Raw genomic sequence first — 13492 nt, 5'->3', positions numbered from 1 at the left:
CATGGGTCGACGGCAAACCTCACCGGGACAGCGCCGAGGGCCACCACACCTTCTTGCCGATGTCGATGGTCAGCGCGGGCACCAGCAGCGACCGGACGATCAGGGTGTCGAGCAGCACGCCGAACGCGACGATGAACGCGATCTGCGCGAGGAACAGGATCGGCAGCACCGCGAGCGCCGCGAACGTCGCCGCGAGCACCACGCCCGCCGACGTGATCACCCCACCGGTGACGGTGAGCCCGTAGCGCGTGCCCTCGCGCGTGCCCCTCGTCCGCGCCTCCTCCCGGACCCTGGTCATGAGGAAGATGTTGTAGTCGATGCCGAGCGCCACCAGGAAGACGAAGCCGAACAGCGGCACGGCCGGGTCGGCGCCGGGGAAGCCGAGCACGTGGTTGAACACCAGCGCCGACACCCCCATCGTGGCCGCGAACGACAGCACCACGGTGGCCACGAGCAGCAGCGGGGCGAGCAGCGAGCGCAGCAGCAGCGCCAGCACGGCGAGCACCACCACGAGCACGAGCGGGATGATCACCATGCGATCGCGTTTGGACGTTTCCTGCGTGTCGAGCTGAACGGCGGTGCGCCCGCCCACCTTCGCGTCCGCGTCCACGGCGCGCACCGAGTCGCGAAGGCTCTGCACGATCCCCACCGCCCGCTCGGAGTCGGCCGGAGCGTCGAGCACGGCCTCGATGAGCACGAGCCCGTCGCGGGTGCCCGCGGGCTCGGCGCTGGAGACGCCGTCGACACGCGTCGCCTCGAGCACGGCGTCGGTCTGCTGCGCGTTGGCGATCACGATCGCGGGCGAGCCGACGCCGCCGGGGAAGTGCCGCGAAAGCACCTCCTGCCCGGCGACCGAGTCGACCTCGGTGAGAAAGACGTCGGTCTGGGACGTGCCGTCGGCTTTGAGTTGCGGCACGAACGCCGCGCCCGCGAGCAGCACCAGCGCGGTGACCACCCAGATCGCCCTCGGCTTCCGGTCGACGAGGCCGGCGATCCGGCCCCATACGCCCTTCGCCTCCGGGTGCGGGGAGCCGTGCAGCGGGCGGAACGGCCAGAACGCGGCGCGGCCGAAGATCGCCAGCACCGCGGGCAGGAAGGTGACCGAGGCCAGCAGCGAGGCACCGATGCCGATCGCGGCGACCGGGCCGAGCCCCCGGTTGGAGTTGAGGTCGCTGAACAGCAGGCACAGCACGCCGAGGATCACGGTGCCCGCCGAGGCGGCGATGGGTTCGATGGTGCCGCGCAGTGCCTTGCGGATCGCGACGTACCGGTCCTCGGTGTCCCGCAGCTCCTCGCGGAATCGGGAGACGAGCAGCAGCGCGTAGTCGGTCGCGGCCCCGAAGACGAGGATGAACAGGATGCCCTGGCTCTGGCCGTTGAGCGCGAGCGCTCCGGAGTCGGCGAGCAGGTAGACGGTGAGGCTCGCGAGGCCGAGCGCGAAGATCCCGGAGAGCAGCACGAGGAACGGCAGCAGCGGGCTTCGGTAGACGATGATCAGGATCACGGCCACGACCGAGCCCGCGACGAGCAGGAGCATCCCGTCGATGCCGCCGAACGCTTCGGAAAGGTCGGCGATCTGCCCAGCCGGACCGGCGGCGTAGACGTCGAGCCCGTCCGGCCGGTCGCGGTCGAGCAGGCCGCGCAGCTCCTCGACGGCCTCGTTCGGCTCGCCCGTCATGGGCACGACGAGCTGCAGCGCCTTGCCGTCCCGCGACGGGATCACCGGTGAAACCGGCTGGACGACTCCCTCGATCGAGGCCGCATCGGCAGCGCGTTCCTGGAGGAACGCGCGGTCGGCCGGGGTGACGCCGCCCGCGCGCTCGGCGACGACGATCGTGGGCACGGCCTCGTTCCGGGTGAACCGCTCCTGCAGCCGCTGGACCTCCGTGGCTTCGGCGGACGCGGGCAGGAACGCCGAGTTGTCGTTCTCGGAGACGTCACTCAGCTTGCCCGCGAACGGGCCGCCGAACCCGCCGATCGCCAGCCAGCCGATCATGATCAGCGCGGGAACGAGCCAGCGGAGCCTGCGCACGGTTCTCCCAGTTAGTTCGACCATCGAATGATTCGGTGATCGAAATACTAAGCTGGGTAGGTGGAAGCGGCAAACGGGGAGGAGTGAGACAAACGTGACAGCGGCTCACAGCCCCGGCGACGACGTCCTCGTCCGCCTGTTGCGGCAGCTGACCGTGGAGAACGGCGAGTTCGTCGAGATCCTGCGCCAGGCGCACCGCATGCACCGCACGGATCTCAACGCACTGGCCGTGATCATGGATGCCACCAGGTCAGGAGGGCCGCCGAGCCCCAGGGAGCTCGCCGAGGCACTGCACCTGTCGGCCTCGGCGACGACGGCCCTGATCGACCGGCTCGAGTCGGCGGGCCACGTGCACCGCACCCGCAGCGAGACCGATCGCCGACGCGTCGAGCTGCGGGTGGAGGAGACGGCGCTGGAGCTCGCCAGGAGTCTCTTCACGCCGCTCGGCGAGGAGCTCTCTCGCACCTGGACCGAGTTCGGCCCCGAGGAGCGGCGCACCATCGAGCGCTTCCTGACCGTGAGCATCGACGCCACGATCCGCACGAAGAAGGCGGTGCTCCCACCGGGCCGGCCCAGGTCAGGCGGACCGCAGTGAAGGCCACCTTCACTGCGGTCAACGCAGTGAAGGTGGCCTTCACTGCATGCGTCGTGGTCACTGGGGCGGCTTGGGCTGCGTGAGCCGCCAGTGGTTGCCGCTCGGGTCGCGGAACGCGGCGTCGATGCCGTAGAACCGCTCCTCCGGCTCCTCGACGAACTCGACCCCCTTGGCCTTCAGCTCGGCGTAGGTGGCGCGGCAGTCGTCGGTGCGAAAGGCGCCGGGACCGAGCGCACCCGTCGCCAGCAGCGTGCGGATCTGCCGTGCCGCCTCGTCGTCGATCATCGGCGCCTCCGGCTCCACCAGCATGATTGGCAGCTCCGGCTGTTCCGGCGCCGACACGATCAGGTACCGGAACCCGTCGATCGTCTCGTCCATCGTGGGCTTGAGGCCGAGCTTGCCGACGTAGAACTCGTACGCCTCCTGTTGGTCGCGAACCCGGACGCAGACCAGAGCCATTCCTGTGATCATCGGTAACCACCTCCGAAAAGGACGCTAACGAGCCGGGAGGTCGGCGTGCTTCTCGAAAACGCTCATTCGCGCGGGCGCGTCCAGATCCGGAGGTAGCAGGCCGGGATCGGCACCGGCGGCAGGCTCGCCGCGCGCCGCCGGTACGCCGTCGGACTCTCGCCGACGAACCGGCGGAACTGCGTGCTGAACGAGCCGAGGCTCGTGAAGCCGACCGCGAGGCACACCTCGGTGACCGACAGCTCGCCCGCGCGAAGCAGCGCCTTGGCGCGTTCGAGCCTGCGCGTCATCAGGTACCGGTGCGGTGTCTCCCCGAACGCCTGCTTGAACGTGCGCCGGAAATGCGCCTGCGAGACACACGCCGTCCGAGCCAGCGCCGGGATGTCCAGGTCCTGGGCGTAGGACCGGTCGATCAGGTCACGCACCCGCAGCAGCTCGCGCGCGAGCTCGGCGCCCGGCGCGCTCATCCCAGCTCCCGTGCCGGGCGCGCAGCCTGCGGATCAGCAACCCCCACCCTTGACAGGTTAACAGTGTTAGAGAGACCCCGGCCGCCTTTGGGCAGGGTACGGAAGGCGATGAACCAAGCCGGGCACGTCCGGGGGCTGGAGAAGCCCTACGGCGACGGCAAGCGCGCGAGTTCCCCACTCCCGACCGCGAGTTCCCCACTCCCGACCGCGAGTTCCCACTCCCGCCGTCACGGACGACGCTCCGAACGGCCAACTCGCGAGCCGGAGCGGGCATCTCCCGAACCGGAACGGGCAACTCGGCGTCCCGAACGGGCAACTCGCGAACCGGAGCGGGCAACTCGCGAACCAGAGCGGGCAACTCGGCGTCCCGAACGGGCAACTCGCGTCCCGAACGGGCAACTCGCGAGCCGGAGCGGGCATCTCCCGAACCGGAACGGGCAACTCGGCGTCCCGGACGGGCAACTCGCGCGTCCAGGTCTGGTGAGTGGACTCTCGGCCTTGCCCGTTCCCGGGGTTGGGGGTCTACTGCGGTCGGAAGGGTCCCGGAGGCTGGAGGTACGCGCGTGATCGTCACGGTTCTTGGCGGCGGGAACGGGTCGCACGCGGCGGTGGTGGACCTCTCCCTCGGCGGTCACGACGTGCGCTGGTGGAGGCGCTCCGCGCCGTTCCCAGACGGCGGGCGACTGCGGTACCGCACCCACGACGACGCAGGCGAGGTCACCCCCACACTGGTCACCCACGACCTCGGCGCCGCGATCAAGGGCAGCGACCTGATCGTCGCGCCGGTACCCGCCACTGCCCAACCGGAACTGCTCGACGCGCTCACGCCCCTGCTCGCACCCGGTCAGGCCGTCGCGTTCACCCCCGGCACCTTCGGCACGTGGCTCGGAGCGAAACGCAGGCCCGACGTCGCCTTCCTCGAAACCGGCACGCTGCCCTACCTCACGAGGGTCACCGCACCCGGCGAGGTCAGCATCCCCGTGATCTCCGGCAACCTCCCCGTCGGCTCGATTCCCGGCACCGGCGCCCTGGCCGACGACGCGCACGCCCGCTTCGCCGCCGCGTACCCGATGGCCGTACGGCTGACCGACGGCCTCGACGCGGCGCTCAGCAACTGGGGCCCCGTGATCCACCCGCCGCTGATCGCCCACAACCTCGGCGCCATCGAGACCATCGCCGAGCGGTTCGACATCCACGCCGACGGCGCGTCGCCCTCGGTGCTGGCCACCACCCGCGCGCTCGACGCGGAGCGCGTCGCGCTGCGCCGCGCGCTCGGCTTCGGCGAGCCGCACTGGCCGCTCGCGGACTACTACGCGGGCCGCGACACCTCGATGTACCCGCCGGATGCCAAGGCGCGGCTGCTCGCGTCGGGCCTGTGGCGCGAGTCGGTGACCCTCCAGCACCGCTACGTCGGCGAGGACATCCGCTGCGGTCTGGTGCTGAACGTCGCGCTCGCGCGCCTGGCCGGGGTCGAGGCGCCCGTCGGCTCCGCCATCCTGACGCTGATGGGCACCGCGCTCGGCGAGGACCTGCTGGCCGAGGGCCGCAACCCGCGCTCGCTGGGCACGGAGGACCTCGACGAACTCCGCCGGAACGCCCGCGAGGGCATGACTATGCTCGCGGCGTGACGACCAACATGCGCTATCTCTTGCAGCTCCACGGAAATCTGCCGATCGAGACCTACCCGGCGGTCGCGGCGCGGGCCGAGGAGCTCGGCTTCGAGGACGTCACAGTGCACGACGTGCTGCTGCGCAGGCCGGTGTGGCCGGTGCTGTGCGACATCGCGCGCGCCACGTCCCGCATCCAGGTCGGCCCGAACGTCACCCACCCCTACCTGAGCCACCCGGTGCAGATCGCGGCGAACATCGCGCACCTCGACGAGCTCTCCGGCGGCCGCGCGGTGCTCGGCATCGGCCGCGGCTCCATGTACGAGTTGGTGGGCCAGACCAATCCGTCGACGCTCAAGGGCGTGCGCGAGGCCGTCGACGTCATCCGCGCCGTGATCACCGGCGACGGCTCCGAGTACCACGGCGACGTGTTCCAGCTGGGCAAGTCAGCGAAGCTGCACTTCGGCACCGGCCGCCGCGTGCCGGTGTACCTCGGCGCGCACGGCCCGAAGGGCGCGCGCCTCGCGGGTGCGCACTGCGAGGGCCTTCGCCTTGCGGCGCAATGGGACCCGGCCTACTCGACGATGCTGCGCGAGGAGTTCCACGCGGGCGCCGAGGAGGCGGGCCGCTCGCGTTCGGACGTGGACTTCGTGGTGGAGAACTGGACCTACGTGCACCCCGACCGCGAGCTGGCCCGGCAGGGCGCGCGGCGCATCATGGCGACGTTCCTCCCGCACCTTGGTCCGCTGCTGAAGTTCCACGACGTGCCGCAGGCCGAGGTCGACGCCGCCCGCGCCGCGACGCGCGACGGGCAGACCGAGCGGCTCGCCGAGATCAGCGACCGCACGCTGGACCTCTTCATGGCGGCGGGCGACCTCAACGACCTCGTGGCCGGGCTGAAGCGCTGGCGCGAGGCCGGGTTCGACGCGGTGTCGTTCAGCGGCGAGCTGGGCCCCGAGCCGGAGTTGGCCCTCGAGCTGCTGGGCGAGGCCATCAAGTCCGCCTGACCGCACATGCACTGATGCAGTACTGCAGTGAAGGCCACCTTGACTGCGTTGAACGCAGTGAAGGTGGCCTTCACTGCAGTCGGGCCCGCCTACAGGGTGCGGTGGTCGAAGACCCGCTTCGTCTTGCCCGCGTTGCGGGGAAGGGTGCCCATCGCGACCAGGTCCACATCGACACGGATGCCGATCTTCGCCTGGAACCGTTCGGCCAGCTCACCGGCGAGGCCGGGCCGGTCGCTGCCCTCCACGCGGATGGTGAGCGAGTCGCGGCCCGACTCGTCGCGGTCGACGTGCGCCTGGAACTCCGAGCCCGCGCCCGCGACCTCGGCCAGCACCGTGTCGACCTGTGCGGGCAGGAAGATCACGCCGCGCACCTTCACCTGGTCGTCGGAGCGGCCCTCGATGCGCCCGATGCGCGGATACGGGCTCCCGCACTGACACGGCTCGCCGTAGCGAAAGGACAGGTCACGCGTGCGGTAGCGCACGAGCGGGGTGGCCTCCTTGGTCAGCGTCGTCACCACCACCTCGCCCGGCGTTCCGTGCGGCACCGGCTCCAGCGTCTCCGGGTCGACGATCTCGACGTGGTAATGGTCCGACCACACGTGCATGCCGTCGTGCTGGGAGCACTCGATGCCGGTGCCCGGCCCCCACAGCTCGGTCATGCCGTAGATGTCGAACGTCTCGATGCCGAGCCCCGACTCGATGCGCCTGCGCGTGGCGTCGCCCCAGCGTTCCGAGCCGATCACGCCGACGCGCAGCGACAGCTCGTCGCGCAGGCCCTCGCGCTCCACCAGCTCCGCGATGAGCAGCGCGAACGACGACGTCGCGCCGAACACCGTCGTCCCGGCCTCGCGCATCAGCTCGAGCTGCAGGTCGGTATTTCCCGGCCCGCTCGGCACGGTCATGGCTCCGAGCCGCTCGGCACCGGCCTGGAAACCGACACCGGCGGTCCACATCCCGTAGCCGACCATGAGCTGCACCCGGTCGGCCTCGGTCACACCCGCGAACGAGTAGCAGCGGGCGAACATCTCGGCCCAGTCGTCGAGGTCCTTGGCCGAGTAGGCGCAGATCGTGCGCCTGCCCGTGGTGCCGGACGACGAGTGGATGCGCACGATCCGCTCAGCGGGCACGGCCGCGTAGTCGAGGAACGGCGTCTCGCGCAGCTCCTGCTTGGTGGTGAACGGCAACCGCGCGAAGTCCTCGGCCCCGCGGACCGGGAGGTCACCGAGCTTCTCGCGCAGGAACGCCGAGCCCGCACGAGCACGATCGACCGCGTCGGCCAGCTCGGCCACCGGCGTGTCGACAACGTCCACCCCAGTCATGCGCTCACCTCACCAGCAGGCGGTTCGGACCACGGAAGTCGAGCGTCGGCTGCCATTCGATGTGCTCCTCGGCGAGCCGCAGCCGGGGGAACCGCTCGAACACCAGCGGCAGCACCACTTCCATCTCGGCCCGCGCGAGCGCGGCACCGAGGCAGAAGTGCATGCCGTGCGAGAACGCGAGGTGCCCCTTCGGCGCGCGGGTGATGTCGAACCGGTCCGGCTCGGGGAACACCTCGGGGTCGCGGTTGGCGGCGCCGAGCAGCAGGATCACGGCCTGCCCTCGCTTGAGGTCAAGTCCGCACAGCTCGCGGTCGCGGTCGGCGATCCTGGCCGCGATCTGCACCGGCCCCTCGAAGCGCAGCATCTCCTCGGTCGCGGAGCCCAGCAGCGAGAGGTCACTCCGCAGCAGTTCCAGCTGGTCGGGGTGACGCAGGAGTGCGAGCAGACCGTTGCTCAGCATGTTGGTCGCCGTCTCGTGGCCCGCGGTCATGAGGAACAGCGCGTTGGCGTACAGCTCGTTCTCGGTGAGCCGCTCACCCTCGTCGACGGCCTCGATCATGGCGCTGAGCAGGTCCGGACCAGGCGCCTTGCGCCGCTGCTCCACCAGCCGTGACAACAGCTCCCGCATGCGCAGCGCGCTGTCGGAGGCCCGCCGCGCCAGCTCGGGCGTGATCCGGCCGGAGCCGACCACGAGCACCAGGTCGAGCGCCCAGCCCTGGAACGCCTCGTGCTCCTCCTCGGGGATGCCGAGCAGCGCGGACACCACGAGCGCCGGCATCGGATACATGAGCCCCCGGTGCAGGTCGAACGCGTCGCCGTCGGCGGGCAGCGAGTCGAGCAGCGAACGCGTCAGCTTCTCGATCTCGGGCTTGGCCTGTGCCACCATGCGCGGTGTGAACGCCTTGAGCAGCAGCCTGCGCAGGCGCCGGTGGTCGGGCTGGTCGGAGAACACGACGATGTCGCGCATCGTCTCCTCCAGCGGCGCGGCCTCGCGCCTCGCCTCCTCGGGCAGCGGCCGCAGGATCGCGGAGACGCGGTCGGAGCTGAGGTCACGGTCGTAGAGCGCCTCGCGCACGTCGGCGTAGCGGAACAGGAACCGCCCCGTCGGCAGCCCCGCGTCGGCGGCGGCCCGGATCTCGGAGTAGATCGCGTACGGGTCGGCGAGCCCCTCCGGACTGAGCAGCCTGCGGATCACCGAGGTGACGGACCAATCGTCGCTCATTCGCAAACCCTTCAACTACTGGTGCGGCGGCGTCAACCACGCGGGTCCGCGCACCGGACCTGCTCAGCGCGTCGCGCGCAGCGTGCGGGCGATGCCGTTCGCGGCGGTGCGCAGGGCCCCGGCCACCTGGGCGGCGTTCATCCGTGTGGTCGGCGCGGTCACCGACAGCGCGCCGATGGGGCTGCCGTCGACGTCCGGGACGGGTACCGCGGTGCTGGCGTAGCCGAGCCGGGTCTCCTCCCACTCGGTGGCGATGCCGCGCTCGCGGATCTTGTCGAGCTGCCCGCGCAGCACGGCGGGCGAGGTGATGGTGTGCCTGGTCAGCGGGCGCAGGCCCTTGCCGACGACCTCGGCGAACAGCTCGTCGGGGGCGTGGGCCAGCAGCATCTTGCCGGTCGCCGTGCAGTACATCGGCAGCCTGCCGGCCACCCGCGACTGCTCGCTCAGGCCCCGGTGCACCACGATCTTCTCCAGGTACAGCACCTCGGTGCCGTGGCGGATCGCGAAGTGCACGGTCTCCTGCGTCGCGAGCAGCAGGTCCTCCATGTACGGCAGCGCGGCGTCGCGCACGATCCGCTGCCTCGGCACGCGGTGGCCGATCTCGAACAGCTTGAGCCCGAGCCGGTAGCCGGTGCCCGCGCGTTCGAGCAGGCCCCACGCCAGCAGCTCCTGCGCCAGCCGGTGCACGCTGGCCTTGGCGACGCCGGTGCGGCGCACCAGGTCGGTCAGCGACAGGGACACGTCGTCGACCGTGAACGCCTCGATGATCAGCTGTGCCTTGCCGAGCACCGAGTTCATCGTGGTGGTGGGGCCCGGCGGCGAAACGACAGTCATGTCAGGAACCTCGCGATCACTCGCACGACCTCTTCGGCATGCTCCTCCATCAACGGAACCATGCCGCCCTCGACAATCACCACCTTCGCGTTGTTCAGGCGCGATGACAATGCGTCGAGCTGAGGAAACACGTGCGGATCGGCCGAGGCGCCGATACAGAGCGCGGGTGCGGAGACCTTGCCGATGCGCTCCTCCATGCGGTAGCGGCCCACCGCGTGGTGCCCGGCCTCGACGTCGTCGCCGAGCACGAGCGCGTCGCGCACGAACCGCGTGAGCAGGTCGGGCCTGCCCTTCGGGTAGAAGCCCTGCCTGCGCTGCCAGAGCGTCGTGAGGTGCTCGCCGTCCTCGCTCACCGGCACGTGGTCGATCGGGGGCCGCTTGGCGCGGGCCTCTCGCGAGGCCGCGTCGACCCACGGCGTGGACGAGAGCACGAGCCGGTCGACCCGTTCCGGCGCCGACGCCGCGACCTCGATCGCCACGACCCCGCCCGTGTGGTGGCCGACGAGCGAGACGCGATCCAGACCGAGCGCGTCGAGGAACTCCAGCACCGCGGCGGCATAGTGCTCGATGCCGTGCTCGGCGGGCGGGGCCGATCGCCCGAACCCCGCGGTGTCCATGGCGATCGCGCGGTGCGTGACGCCGAGCAGCGGCAGCACCTCGCGGTACTCGTCCCACGAGCGCGGCGTCTGGTGCAGCAGCACCACGGGCGCGCCCGTGCCGCACTCGGCGTAGTGCAGCTGCCCGAGCGAGGAGTCGGCGTAACCGAACCGGATTCCGGTCACGACGCCTCGGCGAGGAACTCGAGGCTCAGCGGGTTGTAGCGGTCGGCCTGCTCGTGCTGGGGCCAGTGCCCGCACTCGGGGAAGATCTCCAGCCGGGCGCCGGGGATCGCGTCGGCGATGGCGTGCGCCTCGGGCACGTCGCCGAACGGGTTCTTGTTGCCCCACACCACAAGCGTCGGCGCGCTGATCCGGGCCATGCGCTCAGGACGCAGCAGGTTGCGCTCGCGCGTCTCGGTCTCCTGCAGTGCCAGCAGGTTGTGCAGGTTCTTCTGGAACTCCGGCCGGTGGTAGATGTCGTAGCGCACCTCGGTGAGCTCGTCGCCGAGGTCGTCGTCCCACTCGGCCCACAGCAGCCGCAGCCGTTTGCGGGTGAGCTCGATGTCGTCCTCCAGCGACGCCGCGGTGGTGGACGTCTTGAGCCGCTGCATCACCTCGGGGTTCACCTTCGTGCCGCCCATGCACAGCAGCTGCAGCGTCGCGACGCGCTCCGGGTGCTCGCTCGCCGTCCACGCCGCGACCCAGCCGCCGAGCGACTCGCCGACGAGGTGGGCCTTCTCGGCTCCCACGGCGTCGAGGTAGGCGAGCAGGTGCTCGACGTAGGCCGGGATCTCACCGGGCTTGTCGGGCTTGTCGGTGTAGCCGTGGCCGAGCATGTCGATGGCGTGGCAGCGGTAGCGCCGCGCGTGCGGCCCGATGTTGCGGACGAACGCCTCGAGGTGGCCGGTGGTGCCGTGCAGGAACACCACGTGCTCACCGTCCTCGGGCCCGGCCTGCAGCGCGCGCGTGCGGATGCCGCCCGCGTCCACATAGGCCTGCCGGAAGTCCACATCGGCCAGTTCGGTCCAGATACTCACGCGTCACTCCTCGTTGCCGGGTCAAGAACGGCGACCCCCATGCCCGTCAGCCACTCCGGGATCACCTCGTACGCCAAGCGCCGTGCCGGCACATGGTCGAGCGCGGCGGCCATGGCGAGCCAGGTGCGGATCTCCTGAGCGCCGTTGCCCGCGACCTCCTCGAGCCGCTCGGTGCTCCAGTCGGTGAGGCGGTGCGCCTCGCCCTTCTCCAGCAGGCTCAGGAACTCGTCGTCGAACTCGGGGTTGACCGCAGCGCTGGCGGCGCGGATGATCTCGCGCCTGCGTGCGTCGTAGTCCTGCCAGTTGTCACGCCCGTCGAGCCACGCGCGGACCATGAACTCCTCGTCGTCGCCCTGCGGAGCACGCCAGTCCGGCCACGGCAGACGGTGCGACAGCCCACCGGAGGCGATCACCGCGACGCGGCGGTCGCCCGCGAAGCCGAGCACGGCCTCGCGCACGGCGGAACCGAGGTCGGCGCACCGGGCGAGCGTGGGCAGCGGGTGCGCGAAGACGTTCACCACCACGGGCACGATCTCCACGTCGAGCCCGGCGAGCAGGTACTGGATGGCGTGGGACTGGCCGTGGTCGATCTGCAGCCGCGCCGAGAACGCGGCGTCGAACCGGCCGCTCTCCACCAGCGAGTTGGCGACGTGCCGGGCCAGCGGCACGTCAACGGGCTGCGGTCCCTTGGGCGTGCCGGACTCACCGCTGGCGACGCACTCACCGACGCCGATCGTGAAGCTCGGGATCAGATCGAGCCAGAAACCGCGGAAGTGGTTGGAGCCGATGATCACGGCCGTGTCGGGCGCTGCGGCGGCCAGCTCGTCCCGCGCCGTGCCGAGCGCGTCGCGGAACCGCTCGGCCTCTGCCTTGTGGACCGTCTGCTCCCAATGGGTGTTCATGAGCGTGCTGTGTGACGCGCCCACGCCGAGCACGATCTCCGTCATAGCCCCACCTCGCTTCGCGTCCTCGTCGTCGTGTCCACGGCCGTCCGCACCAGCAGGCGAGTCAGCCGCACCATCTCGTTGACGTCCACGGTGTTCATGCCGAGGGAGAAGTCCTCGGCGGCGTGGGCGACCTTGGGCATGCCGACGCGCACGGTCGGGATGCCCCGGTTGCGCAGGATGTTGGCGTCGGTGGCGCCGCTGTTGCCCCGGATCACCTCGTGCGGGCGACCAGCGATCTCCTCCCACGCCGCGATCGCGCTGCGTGCGACCCACGAGTCCGGCGGCGTGCGCGTGCCGGGGATGGCGAGCACCAGCTCAGCACGGATGTCCGGAACGGACAGTTCCTTGCCGATCTCCTCGAGTGCGGCGAGGAGTTCCCGTTTGGCCGCCATGGGCGAGAATCCGGGCGGTAAGCGCAGGTCGGCCCGCATCCGGCACGCGGAGGGCGTCGTGGCCGCCATGCGCCGCCAGCCGCCCTCGATCGACGAGACCACCCCCTGAGGGCTGACCGTGCCGCCCGTGTGCCGCTCGGCGAACTCGGCGAACCACCGCTCCAGCCGCACCGCGACCTCACCGGCACGGGCGATCGCGTTGGCGTAGGGCAGGCGGTGGCGGGAGCCGACGTAGGTGTGGGTGCCGCCGACCTCGATGTCGAACCAGGCGAGGCCCACCTCCTCCCACGACACGGTCCAGCCCGGCTTTGCGATGACGGCGAAGTCGGTCCAGCCGCCCTGCTCCAGCAGGAACGAGCAGCCGACGCCCTGCCCGGTGTTGCGGCGGGTGCTCGCGGGCAGCGCGTTGGTGGGCATGCCCCCGGCACCGAAGGCGACCACGAGGTCGCCCGTGAGCGGCACGCCCGCACGCGCGATCGCCTCGGCCGCCATGGCCACGCACGCGGCGTGGCCCTTGGGGTTGGAGGCGCCGAGGCCGGTGACGAAGTCGCCGTCGTGCCGGGCCTCGGGTCGCATGTCGGGGCGCAGCTCGGGGCCGATCCACGGCACGTCCTGCTCGGGGTCGCCGGTGGTGAGCGTGTCGATGGGCGCGTAGAGCATGAGGTCGGGCCCGGTGCCGTCGCCGCGAAGGCGGCCGAGCGCGTTGGCCTGGTGCTCGTCGATCGGCTGGGCCGCGGCGGGCACTCCGGCCGCGGTGAGCGTGCGCGCGAGGTGCTCGGCCAGCGGCGCCTCGAACCCGGTGGGGCTGGGCACGTCGACGATCCCCGCGATCAGCTCGCGCAGGCGTTCCGGGGTGATGTGCCGGGACGCCTCGGCGACCCAGCCGTCCCGCTCGCTCACTGGTTGATCCGCCTGACCTGGGTGTTGGAACGGCGGGCCAGTGCGCGCCACGCGAACGGAGCCGCC

At 71.1% G+C, this 13492-nt stretch carries 13 protein-coding genes; 3 read left to right on the top strand and 10 right to left on the bottom strand.

All coding sequences use genetic code 11. From position 1 onward, the window contains the following. Positions 1–19 precede the first annotated feature (19 nt). Positions 20–2056: an MMPL family transporter gene (locus DI005_RS32120; protein ID WP_113644583.1), complete on the bottom strand. Its 2037-nt coding sequence runs from the start codon at positions 2054–2056 to the stop codon at positions 20–22. A 70-nt stretch (positions 2057–2126) separates the two neighbouring features. Here DI005_RS32120 and DI005_RS32115 point away from each other — a divergent pair, with 70 nt between their 5' ends. After that, positions 2127–2627 (top strand): MarR family winged helix-turn-helix transcriptional regulator, encoded by a 501-nt coding sequence (locus tag DI005_RS32115; RefSeq protein ID WP_228714223.1) that lies wholly within the window; start codon positions 2127–2129, stop codon positions 2625–2627. A 57-nt stretch (positions 2628–2684) separates the two neighbouring features. Here DI005_RS32115 and DI005_RS32110 read toward each other — a convergent pair whose 3' ends face one another. Together DI005_RS32110 and DI005_RS32105 are read right to left on the bottom strand one after the other, a co-directional pair. Further along, entirely contained in the window at positions 2685–3098 is a 414-nt protein-coding gene (locus DI005_RS32110) for a VOC family protein (protein ID WP_113644582.1), read from the bottom strand. A gap of 62 nt (positions 3099–3160) precedes the next feature. Continuing rightward, positions 3161–3562: a helix-turn-helix domain-containing protein gene (locus DI005_RS32105; RefSeq protein ID WP_112265248.1), complete on the bottom strand. Its 402-nt coding sequence runs from the start codon at positions 3560–3562 to the stop codon at positions 3161–3163. 563 nt (positions 3563–4125) lie between these two features. On the opposite strand from DI005_RS32105, the gene DI005_RS32100 reads away from it, so the two are divergent. Together DI005_RS32100 and DI005_RS32095 are read left to right on the top strand one after the other, a co-directional pair. Further along, positions 4126–5190 carry an NAD/NADP-dependent octopine/nopaline dehydrogenase family protein gene (locus tag DI005_RS32100; RefSeq protein ID WP_113644581.1) on the top strand — a complete coding sequence of 355 codons (1065 nt, stop codon included), beginning with the start codon at positions 4126–4128 and terminating at the stop codon, positions 5188–5190. Beyond that, a complete protein-coding gene (locus DI005_RS32095; RefSeq protein WP_112265252.1) occupies positions 5187–6176 on the top strand; it encodes an LLM class flavin-dependent oxidoreductase in 990 nt (329 codons plus the stop codon). Before DI005_RS32100 ends, DI005_RS32095 begins: the two co-directional genes overlap by 4 nt. 89 nt (positions 6177–6265) lie before the next feature. Here DI005_RS32095 and DI005_RS32090 read toward each other — a convergent pair whose 3' ends face one another. From DI005_RS32090 to DI005_RS32060, 7 genes are all read right to left on the bottom strand, one after another. Further along, on the bottom strand, positions 6266–7495 hold the full coding sequence (locus DI005_RS32090; protein WP_113644580.1) for a phenylacetate--CoA ligase family protein: 1230 nt from the start codon (positions 7493–7495) through the stop codon (positions 6266–6268). A gap of 4 nt (positions 7496–7499) precedes the next feature. Further along, entirely contained in the window at positions 7500–8717 is a 1218-nt protein-coding gene (locus tag DI005_RS32085; RefSeq protein ID WP_112265256.1) for a cytochrome P450, read from the bottom strand. A gap of 63 nt (positions 8718–8780) precedes the next feature. Beyond that, complete coding sequence (locus DI005_RS32080) at positions 8781–9551, bottom strand: IclR family transcriptional regulator (protein ID WP_199543385.1); 771 nt, start codon at positions 9549–9551, stop codon at positions 8781–8783. Next, positions 9548–10333 carry an alpha/beta fold hydrolase gene (locus DI005_RS32075; protein WP_199543383.1) on the bottom strand — a complete coding sequence of 262 codons (786 nt, stop codon included), beginning with the start codon at positions 10331–10333 and terminating at the stop codon, positions 9548–9550. Before DI005_RS32075 ends, DI005_RS32080 begins: the two co-directional genes overlap by 4 nt. Continuing rightward, positions 10330–11187 carry an alpha/beta fold hydrolase gene (locus tag DI005_RS32070; protein ID WP_113644579.1) on the bottom strand — a complete coding sequence of 286 codons (858 nt, stop codon included), beginning with the start codon at positions 11185–11187 and terminating at the stop codon, positions 10330–10332. Before DI005_RS32070 ends, DI005_RS32075 begins: the two co-directional genes overlap by 4 nt. Next, positions 11184–12134: a catechol 1,2-dioxygenase gene (locus DI005_RS32065; protein WP_113644578.1), complete on the bottom strand. Its 951-nt coding sequence runs from the start codon at positions 12132–12134 to the stop codon at positions 11184–11186. Before DI005_RS32065 ends, DI005_RS32070 begins: the two co-directional genes overlap by 4 nt. Next, a complete protein-coding gene (locus DI005_RS32060) occupies positions 12131–13426 on the bottom strand; it encodes a M20 family metallopeptidase (protein ID WP_113644577.1) in 1296 nt (431 codons plus the stop codon). Before DI005_RS32060 ends, DI005_RS32065 begins: the two co-directional genes overlap by 4 nt. Between the last annotated feature and the right edge of the window lie 66 nt (positions 13427–13492).

Source organism: Prauserella sp. PE36, assembly GCF_003311655.1.
GTDB lineage: Bacteria > Actinomycetota > Actinomycetes > Mycobacteriales > Pseudonocardiaceae > Prauserella_A > Prauserella_A endophytica.
Note: the sequence above shows the minus strand (reverse complement) of the source record. Positions and strands in the feature narration are given on the sequence as shown.